Origin of the sequence: Streptococcus sp. DTU_2020_1001019_1_SI_AUS_MUR_006 (assembly GCF_032340315.1) — a bacterium.
GTDB lineage: Bacteria > Bacillota > Bacilli > Lactobacillales > Streptococcaceae > Streptococcus.
The window spans coordinates 1,402,600-1,421,374 of record NZ_CP135436.1 but is presented as its reverse complement, the minus strand read 5'-3'; the positions used below and the strand labels follow the sequence as shown (position 1 = coordinate 1,421,374).

Annotated in this window: 19 protein-coding genes and 2 pseudogenes; all 21 read right to left on the bottom strand. The window is 36.0% G+C overall.

Features of this window, described 5'->3' with window-relative positions:
* Nucleotides 1-86: 86 nt before the first annotated feature.
* Nucleotides 87-653: a hypothetical protein gene (locus RRU92_RS06815; protein WP_315639073.1), complete on the bottom strand. Its 567-nt coding sequence runs from the start codon at nucleotides 651-653 to the stop codon at nucleotides 87-89.
* A 73-nt stretch (nucleotides 654-726) separates the two neighbouring features.
* Nucleotides 727-1,581 (bottom strand): ADP-ribosylglycohydrolase family protein, encoded by an 855-nt coding sequence (locus RRU92_RS06810; RefSeq protein WP_315639072.1) that lies wholly within the window; start codon nucleotides 1,579-1,581, stop codon nucleotides 727-729.
* Nucleotides 1,582-1,774: 193 nt separating this feature from the next.
* Nucleotides 1,775-2,374, bottom strand: a complete 600-nt coding sequence (locus RRU92_RS06805; RefSeq protein WP_315639071.1) for a hypothetical protein — start codon at nucleotides 2,372-2,374, stop codon at nucleotides 1,775-1,777.
* Between the two features lie 419 nt (nucleotides 2,375-2,793).
* Nucleotides 2,794-3,325: pseudogene (locus RRU92_RS06795) on the bottom strand (GNAT family N-acetyltransferase).
* Between the two features lie 465 nt (nucleotides 3,326-3,790).
* Nucleotides 3,791-4,372, bottom strand: a complete 582-nt coding sequence (locus RRU92_RS06790; RefSeq protein WP_153225501.1) for an HNH endonuclease — start codon at nucleotides 4,370-4,372, stop codon at nucleotides 3,791-3,793.
* 5 nt (nucleotides 4,373-4,377) lie between these two features.
* Nucleotides 4,378-4,995 carry a chemotaxis protein gene (locus RRU92_RS06785; RefSeq protein WP_153225500.1) on the bottom strand — a complete coding sequence of 206 codons (618 nt, stop codon included), beginning with the start codon at nucleotides 4,993-4,995 and terminating at the stop codon, nucleotides 4,378-4,380.
* 15 nt (nucleotides 4,996-5,010) lie between these two features.
* Nucleotides 5,011-6,822 carry an ATP-binding protein gene (locus tag RRU92_RS06780; protein ID WP_315639070.1) on the bottom strand — a complete coding sequence of 604 codons (1,812 nt, stop codon included), beginning with the start codon at nucleotides 6,820-6,822 and terminating at the stop codon, nucleotides 5,011-5,013.
* Entirely contained in the window at nucleotides 6,819-7,319 is a 501-nt protein-coding gene (locus RRU92_RS06775; protein WP_315639069.1) for an ATP-binding protein, read from the bottom strand. Before RRU92_RS06775 ends, RRU92_RS06780 begins: the two co-directional genes overlap by 4 nt.
* Nucleotides 7,320-7,333: 14 nt before the next feature.
* Nucleotides 7,334-8,764 (bottom strand): Eco57I restriction-modification methylase domain-containing protein, encoded by a 1,431-nt coding sequence (locus RRU92_RS06770; protein WP_281334861.1) that lies wholly within the window; start codon nucleotides 8,762-8,764, stop codon nucleotides 7,334-7,336.
* A 53-nt stretch (nucleotides 8,765-8,817) separates the two neighbouring features.
* A pseudogene (locus RRU92_RS06765) lies at nucleotides 8,818-9,131 on the bottom strand (23S rRNA (uracil-5-)-methyltransferase RumA); the annotation flags it as partial.
* A gap of 398 nt (nucleotides 9,132-9,529) precedes the next feature.
* Complete coding sequence (locus tag RRU92_RS06760) at nucleotides 9,530-10,021, bottom strand: phosphoribosylanthranilate isomerase (RefSeq protein WP_153225366.1); 492 nt, start codon at nucleotides 10,019-10,021, stop codon at nucleotides 9,530-9,532.
* A gap of 20 nt (nucleotides 10,022-10,041) precedes the next feature.
* The gene (locus tag RRU92_RS06755; protein ID WP_194251840.1) at nucleotides 10,042-10,260 is read right to left on the bottom strand and encodes a hypothetical protein; all 219 of its coding nucleotides are present in this window, start codon (nucleotides 10,258-10,260) and stop codon (nucleotides 10,042-10,044) included.
* A 176-nt stretch (nucleotides 10,261-10,436) separates the two neighbouring features.
* Complete coding sequence (rlmD, locus tag RRU92_RS06750; protein ID WP_315639068.1) at nucleotides 10,437-11,795, bottom strand: 23S rRNA (uracil(1939)-C(5))-methyltransferase RlmD; 1,359 nt, start codon at nucleotides 11,793-11,795, stop codon at nucleotides 10,437-10,439.
* A 74-nt stretch (nucleotides 11,796-11,869) separates the two neighbouring features.
* Entirely contained in the window at nucleotides 11,870-12,844 is a 975-nt protein-coding gene (locus tag RRU92_RS06745) for a DUF1002 domain-containing protein (RefSeq protein WP_315639067.1), read from the bottom strand.
* Nucleotides 12,845-12,918: 74 nt separating this feature from the next.
* Nucleotides 12,919-13,530 carry a lysozyme family protein gene (locus RRU92_RS06740; RefSeq protein WP_315639066.1) on the bottom strand — a complete coding sequence of 204 codons (612 nt, stop codon included), beginning with the start codon at nucleotides 13,528-13,530 and terminating at the stop codon, nucleotides 12,919-12,921.
* Nucleotides 13,530-14,504: a nucleoid-associated protein gene (locus RRU92_RS06735; RefSeq protein WP_315639065.1), complete on the bottom strand. Its 975-nt coding sequence runs from the start codon at nucleotides 14,502-14,504 to the stop codon at nucleotides 13,530-13,532. The genes RRU92_RS06740 and RRU92_RS06735 overlap by 1 nt, the downstream gene beginning before the upstream one ends.
* A 16-nt stretch (nucleotides 14,505-14,520) precedes the next feature.
* Nucleotides 14,521-15,768 (bottom strand): serine hydroxymethyltransferase, encoded by a 1,248-nt coding sequence (gene glyA, locus RRU92_RS06730; RefSeq protein WP_315639064.1) that lies wholly within the window; start codon nucleotides 15,766-15,768, stop codon nucleotides 14,521-14,523.
* A 67-nt stretch (nucleotides 15,769-15,835) separates the two neighbouring features.
* On the bottom strand, nucleotides 15,836-16,267 hold the full coding sequence (locus RRU92_RS06725; protein ID WP_315639063.1) for a GNAT family N-acetyltransferase: 432 nt from the start codon (nucleotides 16,265-16,267) through the stop codon (nucleotides 15,836-15,838).
* A gap of 1 nt (nucleotide 16,268) precedes the next feature.
* On the bottom strand, nucleotides 16,269-16,871 hold the full coding sequence (locus RRU92_RS06720; RefSeq protein ID WP_315639061.1) for an L-threonylcarbamoyladenylate synthase: 603 nt from the start codon (nucleotides 16,869-16,871) through the stop codon (nucleotides 16,269-16,271).
* The gene (gene prmC / locus RRU92_RS06715) at nucleotides 16,855-17,691 is read right to left on the bottom strand and encodes a peptide chain release factor N(5)-glutamine methyltransferase (protein ID WP_315639060.1); all 837 of its coding nucleotides are present in this window, start codon (nucleotides 17,689-17,691) and stop codon (nucleotides 16,855-16,857) included. The genes RRU92_RS06720 and prmC overlap by 17 nt, the downstream gene beginning before the upstream one ends.
* The gene (prfA, locus tag RRU92_RS06710; RefSeq protein ID WP_001028810.1) at nucleotides 17,691-18,770 is read right to left on the bottom strand and encodes a peptide chain release factor 1; all 1,080 of its coding nucleotides are present in this window, start codon (nucleotides 18,768-18,770) and stop codon (nucleotides 17,691-17,693) included. The genes prmC and prfA overlap by 1 nt, the downstream gene beginning before the upstream one ends.
* Nucleotides 18,771-18,775: the final 5 nt, after the last annotated feature.

Sequence of the window (18,775 nt, the reverse complement as noted above, 5' to 3'; positions counted from 1 at the left end):
ATACTACATTTTTTATTGATTATTTGAACACTATATCAAATTACTTTAACTAGCAATCCTACACATTCAAAACGAACTTTGGTTGACTATTGTAGCTCCTCCATCGCTTCTTTCACATATCCTTCTACATCTTCAATCTCTACAAACGATGGGTCTAAGTGACATAGGAAGTGCCAATCTTCGGTGTCGCGTTTTCTGTAGACAATCGCCTCACCGTCTTCACTTCCAAAATAGCTTCTGTCGACTTCATATCCACTGCCTTCTAAAAAGTCTTTTGCCTGACAATACTTGTCTTCTCTTACTTCGATATAAGCTTTGACTTCATCGTTGTTAACGACATACGCGTCTACTTTTGTATCTCCTTCGATCACTTTATCGTTTTTAACCGATAGATTCGGAATCTCTTTCCAAATAATGTCCACATTTTCCTCAGAATTAAACGAAAACCTAGATAAAGGGACAATATTTCCATTGAACACAATTTCCATATAATCCGGCAAGTGTTTAGTATTCACATACTCCACTTCAAACCCATCTTCGTTTTCTAAAGTATACCCTGGGATTTGAGCTACAAAGGCTTTCCCTTCTTCGAAAGAATCAAAAGCGGCTAAATCTTTTGAATAATGATTTTGATATAACTCTAATATAACCATTGATAACCCACCTCCTTCAAATCTAATCACTGCAACTCTAACATTAGTAATTACGTACTATAATAGTACACTATTATTTTATTACAATCGTTTCTTCCCACCGTCTAAGCACATCTTTTAAAGGCTCATCTAGATAGGTATAGACCTTTTCCTTAATCCAATCAGGTATACCATAAGCAGCCTCAGCTATACTTCCTGTGATGGCAGCAAGAGTGTCACTATCTCCGCCGAGAGAAATAGCATTTCTGATAGCATCTTCGAAGTCTGTACTTTCAAGAAAGGCAATGATGGCCTGAGGTACCGTATTCTGGCAAGTTTCATTGAAACGATAAGTAGGACGAATTTCATCTAGTGTTTGAGAAAGATTATATCCATACTCTTGTTCTATGTGTTCCTTGATGAGTCTCTTGCACTCTATAGGGTTATCATTGATTGGTTGCTCATAATCCCCACAGTAGCCTCCAAAGTAATAGCGACACATAAAGATAGCATCAGACGTCGCCATAGCTCCTTTGACACCCTCAGGATGGTTATGAGTCACCTCGGCAGAAAGTCGTGCAAGAGCTCTCCTAGACGGCCAGGCTCCTGTTCTGGCACAGAAACTACAATCCAGGACCCAAGCACAAGGAGAAACACGCATGGCAGAACCATTTCCAAAACTATTATATGGTTCTCGATCGTCGCCATTAACCCAATTACTAAATCTCGCACCGTAACCTGCATCGGGATACATCCTACCATATTTCTTCATGGCGTCAATAAAGTCATCCTTCTGACCGCCATTCATAATGGCTTCTGCAACAGCACAGGTCATAACCGTATCGTCTGTGAAAAAACAATCATCACGAAATAATGGAAAATCTTTCGTTTTAATATTGTCCCATTCATAAACAGAACCTACAATGTCTCCAACAATTGCTCCAAGCATAAGATTCCTCCTAATGTCCAATGTCACATCTATAAATATACTAAAAATCTACTCTACTTTTTTTAGATCGTACAAAGAGTGATACCACCTCAACGTGTGTTTGTATCTAGCTTTTACTCCTATAAATTCATTAAAGTTAAATTTGGGGTATTAGAGGAATTGAAATATTCTCTTTGTAATCCTATAGATATGCCTATTCTGTTCGAGTTTCAGCTAAATATATTCCCCATTCAGCTAATTCTTCAGGCAAGTCATAAACAGTTTTTCCATTACTTTCATAGATTTCAGAGATTCCTGGTGAGGTCTTAGAAAAAGTTTTCCAAGCTGTCACTAGTTCTTCTATAAATTGAATATTATGAGGTTCAAAAAAGTCATTAAATTTCGATAGTTCTTTACTATAAATTGTCACAACATTATAGCTATCAAGCATAATCTCATCATGACTTTGATGACCACCAAATCCAAACTTACTTAATCCATCATTAACAAGCAAATCACCGTATCTAATCAACAGTGCTAGGCATTCCTCTCTTGCACAATCATCAATATAATAAACATCCTTATGGGATTCCTTGATAATATTCTTTGCTATCACTTTTTCTCTATCAATACTGACAGGCAATTCCAAAATAAAAAACAAGGGCTCGTCATGAATCGCAATAAAGTGGTGAAAAACCTCTAATATTTTTTCTGCGTGTACATTCGCCATCAAATGATGTTCGGTTAACTTTGTAAATGACTCAAACAGGTTTTCTACCAAGCTAACTCGGTGACCTTTTACTAAATTCAACATTACACATCCTCCAGAGAATTAAAACAATATCCACATTTATAATCTCATTATATCATTAAAACCCGAAAAAGACTGAAACTTCACAGTCGCAGTCTCTTATAAATCTACCTCAGTTCCTTCAAGGAAAGTTATTACAATTTGTCCAGTTTCTGAAATATTGATGTGATTGAGAACTTGATTCTTGATTACTCCATCATCCAAGAACTTTTGAAATAGAGGGATAGCATGTCAGGCTATAGTATCTAGAAGCCCAACTTGAACTATAACTCTGATACTTCTCCTCTTTTCTAGTAAAGAAGCTACCTTAACGGCTTTTCATTATCCCTTTCGTTCACTTTTAAGAGCAGAGAAACTCACTTAGCGGTTCGAACTTACCGTATCGTTTCGTCGTTTATGCATCGCTCTACGACAGCTATGCCTTACTTAAATGAAATCCACTCTGACTTTGATAGACAGGTTATATGTTCTGTGCGAAGAACACCTTCCAAAGCACATGGAACGTTCTCTTTTGTATGATGATAACGGAACCCACATTTTTCCTGAACTCTCTTTGACTTTGTATTGCCGTCAAAATAACCGCACCACAATTTCTCCAGATTCAAGTCATCAAATCCATGTCTCATTATCTCACGAACTGCTTCTGGTATCAGACCCTTACCCCAATACGGAACTCCAATCCAGTAGCCAATCTCAGCCTCAGTATCAGGAATGCCTTTATCATTTGCAGAGCCAATCATCAATCCTATGCTCCCCACTTTCTTTTAAAACAATAGCGTATGTCTCAGGCGCGGAAAAATAACTTTTTATAATCTCCCTGCTATTTTCAACGCTAATATGTACAGGCCAACCTGCAATCGGATCCACCTCGGGATCACTGGCATATTGAAATAAATCAGTGGCATCTCTTTCTTCCCATGGGCGAAGAATCATTCTTTCCGTTTCTAAAATCATTTTTTCTCCTTAAATTCCAACTGTTTATTAAATCACTTCAGATGAAAGTTTTTATAGTGTAGTGAACTTAGAGTAGTACGCCTTGGATTCTAAAACATTTATTAGACATTGTTTTGACTTTCCTAACCTCTTTGTTCATATCTTATTTCAATTAACTATACTTTTTTACCAGCAAGCATACGCACTCAGAGGTTTGCTGTTTTCGTATGATTTCGTCGTAAACTCCTTACTCTACGACAGCTATTCCCCAGGGAACCTTCTCGACCTTCTGTCTCAATTTGTCGCATGGACGGACTCAAAAGGTTCAGTGAACTTTTGAGGATTAGTTACACTTCTCTAATAAACTTACCGCTTCAGAATATCGTATATGAACTATATATATCAGCATTTGTTTTTATATAAATTTATATCATGATACATCATTTTATAGATTTAATATCTAGTCAAAACCGCAATAATATCTGATTACTCTTTTTTTTCGAATAATATTTTCTTCAACTCCTCTATAGCCTTATCTAATTCTAAATATTTCATCAATTCCTCTGATGTGAGCTTATCCTTAATTTCAAGTAAATTTTTCTTTGCATTAATCAATTGACTAATTTTCCATATTTCCTTCATCGGCCGTATATCAAACCTAAATGCATTTTTATACATGTATTTACCAATATTTGTATAGAATTCAATACTACCTTCTTTATCTCTGCCTAAATGAGTATCATATTCTTTTAATACAGGATCTACAAAGCCAACCTCTCCATCATTGGGTTTATCTTTATTTTCCGTTGGCCATTTGCCGAGTTTTTTTCTATTGCATGTGAAACAAGAATATACTAAATTGGAATAATCAAGTTTTCTACTTGAATCTATTCTGTCAGGAACGAAATGATCTGGTTCAAAACCTTTTGTTGTAACCTCTTCAGGTTTTCCACAATAACCGCATATATGTTTAAAGTCTTCTCTCAAATGAGGAACATATTTTTTATAGTCATTTTCTTGATTCACATCAATACTTCTACTAATTTCATTTTCTCCATGTATTCGCATAACTTTTACCTGTTTTCGATTTCCTCTACCAAAACATTTACTCTTCCAAGTATTTCATCAATTTTCTGATTAACCTCGCTACTTAAAAGATGAATTGGCAAGTCATCTACTTCACCATATGCACGTAATAATTTATATAAATCTATAAACTGTTCTTCTTCTATTGCTGATATAGAACCATTTTTCTTTGCTTTGAGAAGATTCTCATAGTCGATATGATATTTATGTAACCTAGTTTCAAAAACATCAACAGCCTGTTTGATCTTTCTTACAAACTCTTCTATATCATTTGCAGCTAAAACATTTCTATCTTCAATCAAATTTATAATTACTAAATTTTCATTTATTGATTCTTCAGGGTAATTAGTTAATATTAAGCATGGTAAATCAGGGACTTTCAAATTTATATAAGTAATTAATTCCGTCCCCAAAAACTTAAATTTATTATTAAGTTTATAATCTATAATAAAACATTTAATACCGTTAGATAAAAGCCATTCTATTATTTCTGGCATTTCAGTAATGCCGTCTGGATATAGTAATTCAATATTTTTTCTTGCTAAACGTACTTGATAATCCTCATATGAATCTCGATCATCATCAATAAATCCTATTCTATACATGTCAGTCCTCCACTTCTATTTCTTTATTAATTTTATAGTGGCATAGAATCCAGAAGTATATTTCATATTATCGGATAAATCTATACTTCCATTATAGTCAGCAACCGTTCTATTTATAATCCACATACCCATACCAGTGCCAATAGTTTCTCCCATTTCATTTCTTCTATCACTTTCCATAGGTTCTAATATTTTTCTTGGATTATCTTTATAGGCACGAGATAACCCTCGTCCAGAATCGCTGTATTTGATAATAATTTCTTGTTCTAAGTCAGATACTACGATTTTTATACTCTTATTATCTGAAAAACAGGATTCAAAAGAACTTACACTATTAGCAATCAGATTACTAAAAATGCTTTCAATATCATAAGGAAAACATTTTAATTGTATTTCTGAACCTTGAAATTCTAAAACTATTGAAACGTTTTTAAGTGTTTCTTCCCATGACTTTACCGTTTGTGATATCAGAAAGATTAAATCTGTTTTTTTCATAGTTCTTTTATCACGTGTTACAGAACCTATTGTTACCTTGAACCATGAATTTAATGAATCTCTCATTACATTAGCTTCATTTACATATTTTAACCCATCTTGTAAGTTTCTATCTAATTCCAAAGCTTCTTTAGCCATAACAATCTTTCTGCTTAGCTTATGAGTTATATCTTTAATTTCGTGGACATAAGTGTTAGTAACTATACCAGTTGTAGCTAATGTTCTTAGCAATCTATTCTCATCTTCTAAGTTTTTAATAACTGTATCTTTATGATCTAAAACGGTTTTAGCTTCTTCTGGATCTATAAAACTTTTAGCAGATTCTGATTTTTGATTGAGTTCACTGCTATCATCTAAAAATTTCTTATCTTCTCTAGCAGCCTTTGCTTCTTCTGCTTTCTTATTAATTTCAGCTTGTATCCTTGCAGCTTCCATTATTTTATCATAGCGAGCATCTAACTTACGAAAGACATATTGCCTATCTTTTTCAAATTCCTGAATCACATTAATTAAAAATTCTTTTAATAATACAAATTCCTTTGTTTCTACAATACCTTCTCTATTAGATTGGTCTGGTAATGTAATATTCATGCGAGAAATAAAAATTGATCCAATTATTTGATCAGTATTAACCCTCCACGCACCTGTTTGATGTGAAGGTGCAGCAGGAGATTTGTTTTTTCTACCAGCTAATAACAGCCAGTCATAATCAGATGTTTTGGGTTCTCCATAAGGTCTCACTCTAAAACTATCTCTATATATTTTTATTCCCCCAAAAATATCCCTCTTATTATTACGATTATTCGACAATTTATAGAAATATTTTTCAGCATCTGTTTTTGAAGAAGTCACTTTTTCAAAATACAAAACTCCGGAAAATTCACCTATTGTATTTTTAAACTGCTCCCCACGTTTTGGTAGCATATGTGCAAAGTTTGTTTCTATACAAATATATTTGCCTTTAAAATACTGTTCATCTTCTGAAGTAAATTCAGCTTGTGTAATTATTTCATCAAATCTATCACCAAAGTCAAATTCATTTCTATGTATCTCAATATAAGTTTTTCCATCTTTCAGAACATTAAATTTAATTTTATAATCATAAGAAAAAGCATTCTCAACATCTAATACATCAGCATCTTCACTTGAGTTTTGTTCATCAAAGAAATATACTTGAAATTCACTTTTCATTTCATATGGTATTAATGTTATTAAATCGTCCTTGATTTTTTTTATAACATTATCATTCCATGAGTCTCTTAAAGAAGTTAACTTAAAAATAGTTCCCGTGTTTTTTAAATTATTTAATACCCTTTTTTTTTTTTTTTTCACATTATATTTTTCACTTCGTAATTAATAACTTCATCAAGAAACCCATCTATTGATACAGTTGGTTCATACAAATCTGCTGTTACATCTGTAATATTATCACTCTTTGAAAAATCCTCCCAATCAACCTTCCAAATTAACTTTCCTTCCACAGAAACAGTAAACATTTCACATGTATCAGATATCCTATCTAAAGCAAACCTTCCAATTCCTTTTGCTCCAGTTTGTATTCGACCTGATTTGCTAATAAATCTATCCTTTTTTGTCGATCTTCCAATAGTCATCCAGTGTTTTATAATGACATCCTTTGTCATACCACAACCATTGTCTGCGATATATAGCGAATTAGTTGTTTTTTCATAATATAAGACACAAATCGTAGCATCCGCATCATATGTGTTTTTAACTAATTCAATTATAGCACCGTTTAATTTTGATACATTTTCCCGTCCTATTAAACGAGCTGTATAAGCATCTACATTGAATGATATCTTCTCCATGGTAATTTCTCTTCCTAATCCAAAGTATATTCAAAATTCATAACATCTCTTGCTGTAATCCTCATTGTTGTTCCACTAGCATTAATCCCTATATCATAAACATAATTTAAAAATTCATCACTTTTCAAAATCTTTTCTGCAATTTCTAATGACAAATCTCCTTTTTGATATATACATATCCCTGAATAAGGTACTTGATTTTTAGTAATGTGATGTATTTTAACTTTTTCTGTTATCAAAGTAGATAACAATAATTTTTCTTGATTAAGATGGCTTAATGCTTGTGATCTTCCAAACTCGAACCATTGTGCATTTTTATCTTTATCACGCTTATTTAATCTTTCACTAAAGGATTTTAAATAGTTGTACACTCCTGGAAATTGTTGTATAAACTCTGATTCTTCAAAGCGCAATATACTATTATTTTCTCCATATGAGTATGGAAAAATCAAAAATTCTTTTCGGGCATACTGCAATGATCTTGGACTAACGGCTTCTCTTAATACCGATTTTTCAATTTTATACCCATTAACCAATATATGTTCATTATATTCTTCATATTTTTTTATTATAAATACTTCATTTAATAACGTAGCAATCGAACACATTGCATTAAAATCATCACCAAATTTTCTTTTTGCCTTTTTTTTAACTACTTCTTTTTTTCTAAAAATCCACTTATTTGTTAAACTATTTTTATGCAATGTTATTTCTCGGTTTTTTACCTTATTTACATATTGAATATCGTTATTGTTCTGTGTGCCATTACAAATAATAATAGCAGAAGAAATTAATTTATTTTCAAAGAGTTTTTCTGTTGTATAATCAATTATTACTGACAAATGAGGTAACATAAAGATACGTAATCTATCTGCAAATCTATTTTTAAAAATGTTGTTAGGTATCAGATAAGCTAATTTACCATCATCAGCTAATAGCTTTATAGACATTTCAATAAAAGCATAATAATAATCTGGTTTCCCATCTGAACACACTATAAAATTCTTTTTAATGAAAGATCTTGTAGTTTTATTTAAATCTGAATATGTTATATACGGAGGGTTTCCTATAATAAAATCGAATTTTTCGATAATAGAACTTTTTAAAAAGTCATTCTGTGCAATATTCCATTTAACACAATCAATATTATATTTTTTCGCAACCCTATTTAAATTATCTATACAATTCACTTTGTGCTTCTCATCTATTTCATTTCCGTATATATCATTTTCCAATCCATAGATTATCCTATCTTTAGAAAAATTTTGTTTCAAGCAGTCAATAATATATCTATCAACAATTTCAACAAGAAAAGCTCCATCACCACAAGAATTTTCTAGAACCTTTTTCCCATATAGCTTTTCTATATACCCAACTTGATTTAATATCTCAACGACAATATTGTGAGGAGTAAACACTTGACATTCAATATTAATACTTTCCATATATTCGCTCTCCTTTTTCATATAATTTTTAACTTGAGTTAGCACCTTTTCTATTAAATCATCTTAAAATACCTTAAAGCATCGATGATAGTTTCCTCGTTTTCCGGTATGCATTGTGGAATAAACTATTTCTCTTTTTCCAATTTATTATAATGCTCCCTCAGTACAATACCAAATTTCTTTTTAATCTGTGCAATAAAATGTGTCGAAACCTTTAAATCAAACTTTTTCAATATATATATTCCTTGATTGTTTTACTTTCAGCACTTGTCAAATCGAGCTTATTAAGCTTAATTTCACCATCTATATGCTTATCGACGTCGAGTTTGGACAAAAGTGCCACACACTCAACGTGATGCGTTTGTGGGACTCAAAAGGTTTGGGTGAACCTTTTGAGGATTAACTCCGTTTCACTAACAAACTCACACACTCAACATGTGGTAATATTCTGCTTTTATACTAGTAAACAAAAGGCAATGAAAATCATTTTAAAATGATACTGTGGAACGGAAAGATTATCATCACTTCCAAAAGAAACGACATCCATAACTCCACTTAGAATTACAATTGATAATTCTCTAACATTAATCATCTAATTATAAAATCGTTACTTTCAATAATGGATAAGCTGATCTAAAATTTAAAATCCTTTTCTTTACTAATTCTATTACTAGCCAATATAGTATAAATTAAATGACCAATAAAAATGATGATAAAAATAACATAGCAGCCAGTCTTACAACTTACTACTTTTCATATGATAATTTACAAATGTCTTTCCAGCCACTCGATCTTTTTAAAATCCTTATTGTTATTGTGATCATTTCGATAGGAGTCTTGAGAAGAAGCTTTGTAAATACTTCGATACTGCTCCAGACTTGGAAGACGAAAAGTGATGCCTTCAATGTGAATAAGCTCTATATCCGACTCCGAAACTCCTGCAAAATCAAGTAAGGAATCGATACTTCCAAATTCAACACTCACTCGATCCTTTTGGAATTCATGCTCATGAATATCTATTAAGACGTAGCCTAAGTCTTTCATCACTTTCATTATCTTGTCCCAGTCATAAATTCTGAGATGATCAGGCGCTTCCCAACCTCTAGGGTCACCAGGCACATGAATGTCAATGTCAGACGGCCCCCAATTTTCTTTCGTTCTAAACTCCAATCCCAAAGAACCCATCAGTGTCGGTGTAATTCCGACTCGATTTAAATGGAAACAAATGGTTTTAAATTCTTCAAATAAGAGACTCATGTTTACTCTAAACCTTTCATCTAAATGTTGGTTATTTCTACTTTATTACCTTGAACAAAATCATTTTCATTTTCTAGAGTATATCCAGTTATTTTAGATACAAATTCTTTTTCTTCTTTTAAGGTCCCAAATGCGACTAGATCTTTATAAGAAGGATTTTGATATAATTCCAACATATACATCTCTAGTCCTTCTGATTTTTGAACGATTATCCACATTTCACAAACAAGCTTAAACATTCAGCGGTTCGCTATTACCGTATCGTTTCGTCGTATACTCCTTACTCTACGACACCTATCCCAAGGGCGTAACATCTGCTTCTACTTCGCTGATACCTCATCTCGCACAAGCAGTGATACTGCCTCAACATGATGCGTTTGTGGGACTCAAAAGGTTTGGGTGAACCTTTTGAGGATTAACTCCGTTTCACTAACAAACTTACACACTCGACGTGGTGCGTTTGCGGGAAAAGATCAACCGGCTGCACTTTCTTCAATTCGTAGCCTAGCTCTTGGTAAAGTTTGATATCACGCGCCATGGTGGCGACATTACAGGAGATATAAGCGATGCGGTCAGCTCCTGTTTGGGCGCTGGCTTTGATAAAGCTCTCGGTCAAGCCCTTGCGTGGTGGGTCGACTAGGATAGCAGTTGGTTGGATGCCTTCCTTGAGCCAATTCTTCATGGCATTTTCAGCCGTATCGCAGACATAGTGGGCATTGCTGATACCATTTAAGCTAGCATTCTTCTGGCTATTCTCTACTGCTTCTGAGATAACCTCTACGCCGTATACTTCCTTAACGTGTTTAGCGACGGATAAGCCAATAGTCCCAATTCCTGAGTAGGCGTCAATCACCACATCATCTTCTCTTAACTCCGCAAAGTCAATAGCTGTCTGGTAGAGCTTCTCAGCCATTTCTGTATTGACCTGGTAAAAGGCTGGTCCAGAGATTTGGAAATCATTGCCCAACATTTGGTCAGTAATGTAATCTCGACCATAAAGCGTACGCCATTCTTTCCCGAAAATAGCATTGGTATTTTGGTCATTGATATTCTGCATGACAGATACAATTTCAGGAAATTGATTGACGGCTTGTTCAATCAACTGTTCAACTCGGAAAACTTTAGGACGAGTTGACACCAAAATGACCATGATTTGTCCTGAATGGTGACCTCGACGAACGACAAGGTTACGAATCAATCCTGACTGTTCCTTCTCATCATAAGGCTTTAAGTCATAGCGGCGAAGCAAATCTCGTAAAGTTACAATAACCTGGTCAATGACTGGATCCTGAATGTAAAAATCTTCCAATGGCATAAGGTCATGAGAATTTTTATGGAAAAAGCCAGTTTCTAAAACACCATTAACACGACGAACAGGAACCTGAGCCTTGTTACGATACTTGATAGGATTTTCCATACCAAGAGTATCAGCAACCTCTACATCCCTGACTCCAGCAATCTTATAAAGACTGTCTTTTACTTGCTTGGTTTTAAACTTGAGTTGCTCTGGATAAGCTAGATGACCTAGATCGGCGATCCCTGAACGCAAGTAAGCCAAATCTAAGTCTTGGTTGCGATGTGGTGATTGCGTAAGGTATTCCTCGACTTTACCAAAGCCAATTTTCTTGTTGACTTTAAGGACACGCATGAGGATTTTCTCAGTCGGTAGAGCATTCTCTACAAAAAAGACCAAGCCATCTACCTTGGCAACACCTGATCCTTCATGTGTCAAATCGACAATCTCTACTTCTACAATATCATTTTTCTTTAACATAATTTTCACTTTCTATCAGCCGACAAAAAAAGACGGCAACTGTTCTGTTACCATCTATTATACCATGAATTACCCTAAGCACCAAAACTCTTGAAAAAGTTTACAATTGCTTGCCAAATAGCACTAAGAATATTACCTCCGTCCTCCAATGCTTTATTAGCATCAAAGTTAAGGTCAATATTGCTGAAACTATCTCCTGCTTGGGCAACAATACTTTGTTTCAGATCTTTTAGCGTCTTAGTAAAGTCTTCGTTATTAAGAATATCGCTCTTTGAAAGATTGAAGGCAAAGTTGATGATGACATTGATCTGGTTTCCTGTTATAACCTGATCCAGCTTATAATTTTTCAACGTATCTTCAACAATCTTACGAACATCATCTTCAGTAAGCTCACCTTTGGACTCTTTTGCTTTAGCGATAGCAGATTTGATATCGGCAAGGGCTACATTGAGTTTATTGGCATCATAGCCTGATTTGTCCTTATTTTCATCGTTGATGTCTGACAAGGCTTTTAGTTCTTCCTGAGCTAGGTCTTTATTTTCTTGAGGAAGTTGAACACCATTAGCTTCTAGTGAATAGTAAATACCTGCTAGGGCACTTTCACCTGTTACAGGGATTGGTGCAGCAACGGTGATACGAGCATGTTCCACACCCAAGGTAACAGCCGCATTACGGTACATATCTTGTGTCACTTTAGTAATATTTTCAGGGGTTTCAATCTTCACTTCAAGTGGAGATTTTTCACCCAATTTTTGAATTTTTGCAGATGAATAGAGCTGGAGACTAGAGTCATTGGCGACGTTCATAATCTTTGAGTAGACATCTGGCGTCATAGTCTTCAGTTCTTTGGTATCTGTAGAGGCATTATAACCGAGTTTTTTTAATGTTTGATTTTTTTGATCTTCAGTGAGAGAAGAACCCAAGACGTACTCAGGTTGAACATAAGTTTCATCAATTACTTTTTGAACATCAGTGGCTGCTTGAACGCTTTGCAAAGTTGCAACTGCTAAAAGAACTGCAGCACTAGTCAGAAAGAATTTCTTTCTCATTGGACGCTCCTCCTTTTCCTATCTAGGATAGTCGATTAGCCTTAAAGAAAGCTTATAAAAGCACCTAGATTCTTCTAAGTGCTTAAAAATAGATTAAAAAATTTAATAATGTAAAGATTTAGTTGAACCTGTCTAGAATAATAATAGTTTCCACCATCCACATAGAGTTCTCCACCTTGAAAGATGGAAATTGGATTGACATATCGATAGGTTTTTCCAGTTGTATTTCCTAAAATCGGAGCAACGGTATCTCTTGAGTATTGTTTAGCTAGGGCAAGGGTATTTTCTTTCCCATTTTGGGCGATAAAATCAATATAAGCAGGTCCAAAGTTATAGGCCTGTACAGCAGTCCAAACATCTACACCCTTTTCTTGAGCTAAATAAAGATTCTCTGTCAAGGTTTGAATTCCCTGACGAATACTACTCCTATTGTCAGAGATTGTATTTGTAGTTCCGCTGGCAGACTCACTTGACTGCATCACATCACTTTCTTTACCTTTGGTTTCGGTATAAATCATGGCCAGGACTAGTTCTTCATTTGCGGGTGTATCTTGCTCACTTAAAACCTCTCGTACCAAGGATTGATAGGTCATGACCTGCTTCACATCCCGATACATATGAAAAAGTTTATAACCAGTAAATAAGATAAGAACAAGCACCAAGACCCTTCTTATAAATTTAAACATTATTTGCTTTGTATATCCTCGATGTTTTTGATTAAGATAGAGTAGGTACCATTGTCATTTTGGATAAATTCGACCGACTCAGCATCTTGGTAAATATTATTGGGTACAATTAATTCAATCCCATTTGACAGAGAAAGCTTTTGGTTTTCAAATTTCTTTAATTGACGACTGGCATCGATTTCATCAAATTGAACTGGCTCTGGCACTGCTTCCTTGACTTGGTCAATAAAGCTAAGACGTGCAGTGAGATTGTTGTCAAAAAGGTCATTTGCCAATTTTTCTGGAGACAATTCATTGCTTTCTTCAAGGTTATTGAAAATAGCAGACTTGACCTTAGATTGAAATTGAAAATCGTCTGTATTAAATGTTTCAGCAATTCTCTGAGCCGTTTTTTCCAGTTCCTTGATTGACTTCTTAGGTGAAATTTTGGGCTGAGCCTGGATCAGATTCTCAGAAAAATAGTTCAAAAAAGTCCCGTTATACTTGATTCGTTTCTCAATCAGGTGATATTTTCGGCTTTGAAGATTGACCACCAAGGCTTCGTCAGCCCCTGTACCAAATCCTGGTAGATTGTTTTGTGTTAGCTTGATTGGATTGTCAACTTCTCCGCCTAGATGGGTCAAGGTTTCTCGCAGAGCAATTCGTAGGAAGGCAAAATGCTCCACTCCTTCTTTAGAAAACTGAACAAAAATCAAGTCATTGGTCTTAAGATTTTCAGAAATGCTGAATTCCTCTTTCCAGAGGTTAGCCAGCGTCACCGATGTCTCCAACAAATCGTCTGTAATGTGATTGAAGAAGGGATTTTCTTCTTCGAAAATCCCAGTCTTGGCTTCATCTGAATACACACGTTCGATTTTCTTACGTAAGTATTCTTCGATTTTTGGAGTGATATTGAGAAATTTATCCACTAGAAACAACTCTGTGTCATCCGGGCTGAACTGATGGATAATAGCTTTCTTAATATAAATGTCCATAAAAATTTTAGTCCTCTTATAATGGGAAGGCATCTGTCAAGGCTTTGACTTCGCTTCTCACTTCTTCTAAGACAGCTTCATTTTCTGCATTTTTAAGGGCTTTAATGATAAGCTCAGCCACTTTACGACTTTCTTCTTCACCAAAACCACGTGCAGTTGTTGCTGCTGCTCCGATACGAATGCCACTTGTCTTAAATGGTGACAAAGTTTCGTAAGGGATTGAGTTTTTATTTAGGGTAATATTGACCTCATCTAGCAAGTTTTGAGCAACTTTCCCATTTTCTACAACCTTGGTTACATCCACTAGGAAGAGGTGATTTTCTGTACCACCAGAGATAATACGGAAATCAGGGTCTTGCAAGAAGACTTCTGCCATAGCCTTGCTGTTCTTAATAACATTTGCTGCATATTCCTTAAAGGCTGGGTCCAATACCTCTTTAAAGGCGACAGCCTTAGCAGCAACAACGTGCTCTAATGGCCCACCTTGAATACCTGGGAAAATAGCAGAATTAATCTTCTTGGCAAGATCTTCGTCATTAGTCAAAATCAAACCACCACGTGGTCCACGAAGGGTTTTGTGGGTCGTTGTTGTTGTAATATGTGCATAAGGGACTGGACTTGGATGAAGACCTGCAGCAACCAAACCAGCAATGTGCGCCATATCGACCATAAGTTTAGCACCAACAGCATCTGCAATTTCACGAAATTTTGAAAAATCAATAATTTGAGAATAAGCTGAAGCCCCTGCTACGATTAGTTTGGGTTTCACTTCTTGAGCTTGTTTCAAGATGGCGTCAAAGTCTAAAAGTTCGGTTTCAGGATCAACACTATATGAAACGAAGTTGTAGGTTTGACCTGAGAAGCTGACAGGAGCTCCGTGAGTCAAGTGCCCACCTGCTGCCAAATCCATTCCCATGACCGTATCACCTGGCTCAATCAAAGCCATGTAAGCTGCACAGTTGGCTTGACTTCCTGAGTGAGGTTGGACATTGGCAAACTTGGCACCAAAGATTTCTTTTGCACGTTCAATAGCTAGACTTTCAACGATATCTACTACATCAGTACCACCGTAATAACGACGTCCTGGGTAACCTTCAGCGTATTTATTGGTCAAGATAGACCCTTGAGCTGCCATAACAGCCTTAGAAACAACATTTTCAGAGGCGATTAGCTCAATATTGTTTTGTTGGCGTTCTTCTTCTTTGGCAATGGCATTCCAAAGATCTGCGTCATAAGCTTTAAAATCATCTTTGTCAAAAATCATAGGTCTTCTCCTTTATAGTGTGACAGGTCTTTTAGTTTGTTTTTACAACAAGAATATAAAATCCAAACTAAAAAATGCGAATAAACCGTTTCTGCGTCTTATCGCAGGTATAACCAACTTTTTCATAGAAAGTATGCGCACCTAAACGATGGTCTGCAGAATTTAAGCGAATAAAGTTATAGCCTCGTTTTTTTGCTTCTTGTTCCAATCCTTGGAGCAAAGTTTTTCCGATACCCTGACCCTGTGTTTGAGGCAAAACAGCTAAAGCTAGGATATTAAAACCTGGTTTTGAATAAAGGGATTCATAAACCTCGGCATGAACATAACCAACTAAGTCATGGCTGGTTGGTTCCTCAAACCCCAGTAAGTAGTGATGAGAGTCTTGAGATAACTTATCTAGTTGACTAGACGTTTCCTCTAAACTAAACGAATAGTCTAAAGCTTCTTTGTTAATCTCACAAATAGCTGCAACATCTGTTGTTTTCAAATCACGTAGCATATCATACCTCCTCAAAAGGAATTGTTGGTATCTTGGCAAGGATATCTTCTCGAGTAATCGCTCCTTGACGTAGAATCTTTACCTTGTCACCAGATAGGTCTAAAATAGTCGAATCCTGACCTGTTAAAAATGCATCGTCTTCAAGTCCCAAGACCTCTTGGTCAAAATCATGAAGGATCTTTCGAAAAGTAACTCCACTTGATTGACCTGAGATATTGGCAGAAGGTCCGATTAAGGGGCCAAATTCACGAATCAAGTCCAGAGTTACTGGATGACTCGGCATGCGAAATCCAACAGTCGGCAAATCTGAATTGACCCAGTAAGGAACCTTGTCATTAGCTTCTAAGATAATGGTCAAAGGGCCTGGCAAAAAACTTTCAACCAGTTTATTGAGATAAGGTGGCTGATTCTTAGAAAAGTTCAAGATATCGTCTAAACTTGCGACATTGAGATTAAGTGCCTTGTCTCTTGGGCGACGTTTAAGCTGATAAACATGGTCAACTGCCTTTTTATCCAATGCTTTTGCAAAGAGACCATAAACTGTTTCTGTCGGCAAAACTACAGCTCCACCATTTTCAAGCTCTTTCTTAATTTTCTCCATCATCAATGACAACCATCCTATCTTGGCCAAATTGGTCTTTGAGCGTTCGAACTCTCTTCTCGGGAAAATTCTCCTTGAAAAGAACTGGAACGCATTGTCCTTGTTTGTAGCCAATTTCAAGATAAATCTTACCACCATCATTTAGATAGTCCTTTGATTCTTCCGCAATTCTGCGATAGATCGCTAGACCATCCTCATCTGCAAAGAGGGCTAAATGTGGCTCTGAATGGAGAACATTCAAACCTACTTCTGCCTCATCTACTCGAGATATGTAAGGTGGATTGGATACAATTATATCATATTTTGAAGAAATTTCGGAGAAACAGTCAGATTTAATAAAGGATAATGTTAGACCTTGATTTTTAGCGTTTTCCATCGCCAAATCAAGAGCATCTTGAGAGATATCGCTAGCTGTGATTGTCCAATCTGGTCTATTTTTAGCTAAAGCAAGAGCGATAGCTCCACTCCCAGTTCCAATATCCAGAACTTTGAGATTTTCCTCTGGATTCTCAGCTAGGATGAGCTCCACCAACTCTTCTGTCTCTGGACGAGGAATCAAGACCCGCTCATCTACTTTTAACTGCATCCCAAAGAATTCAGCATGACCGATAATGTACTGGGCAGGTATATGATTTGCTAGTTTCGTGTAAATCTCCTCTAAAAACTTGCTTTCCTCCTCTGAAGCTTCATGCTGAAAAGCAAAGACGAAGTCAGTAAAAGATAGATTTTTTAGACTACGATAGACAAAGGAGAGGCTTTCAGCTTCCTCTCCCTTTGCTATTAACTTTTCCTCAAAATCTTTAAAAATTTGAGCTAATTTCATTATTTGTTTAATTCTTCTAATTTTTGAGTTTGGTCGTAAAGAACCAAGGCGTCCACAACTTCATCTAGTTTACCAGACAAGATAGTATCAAGTTTTTGAAGAGTCAAGCCGATACGGTGGTCTGTTACACGGTTTTGTGGGAAGTTATAAGTACGGATACGTTCTGAACGGTCACCAGTACCGATAGTAGACTTACGCTCTGCGTCTTGCTCGTCTTGAGCAATCTGTGCAAAGTGGTCAGCAACACGCGCACGAATAATCTTCATAGCCTTCTCACGGTTTTTCTGCTGGGTACGTTCTTCCTGCATTTCAACCTTGATATTGGTTGGCAAGTGAACAATACGAACAGCAGTCGCAACCTTGTTGACGTTCTGTCCACCAGCACCTGACGCGTGGTAGATATCCACACGAAGGTCTTTTGGATCAATATCGTACTCTACTTCTTCCACTTCAGGCATAACAAGAACTGTTGCTGTAGAGGTATGAACACGCCCTTGGCTTTCTGTCACAGGGACACGTTGCACACGGTGGGCACCTGATTCATACTTAAGTTTAGAGTAGACAGACTGACCAGAAACCATAGCAACTACTTCTTTGAAACCACCGACACCGTTCATAGAAGCCTCCATGACTTCAAAGCGCCAACCTTGGGCTTCAGCATACTTTTGGTACATTGTTAGAAGGTCACCAGCAAAGAGGGCTGCCTCATCTCCACCAGCAGCTCCACGGATTTCAAGGATGATGTTCTTATCATCGTTTGGATCTTTAGGAAGAAGCAAGATTTTTAGTTTTTCTTCGTATTCTTCTTTTTCAGCCTTGGCATCTTTGAGTTCTTGCTTGGCCATTTCTTCCAAGTCCGCATCTCCACCTGATTCTTTAATCATCTCTTCGGCATCGATAATGTTTTGAAGAACTTGTTTGTATTCGCGATAGGCAGTTACGGTATCACGAGTAGAAGCTTCCTCTTTTGAAAGCTCCATGAAACGCTTGGTATCAGAGACCACATCAGGGTCGCTCAGCAATTCTCCCAACTCTTCATAACGGTCTTCTACAGCTTGTAGTTGATCATAGATGTTCATTTTTT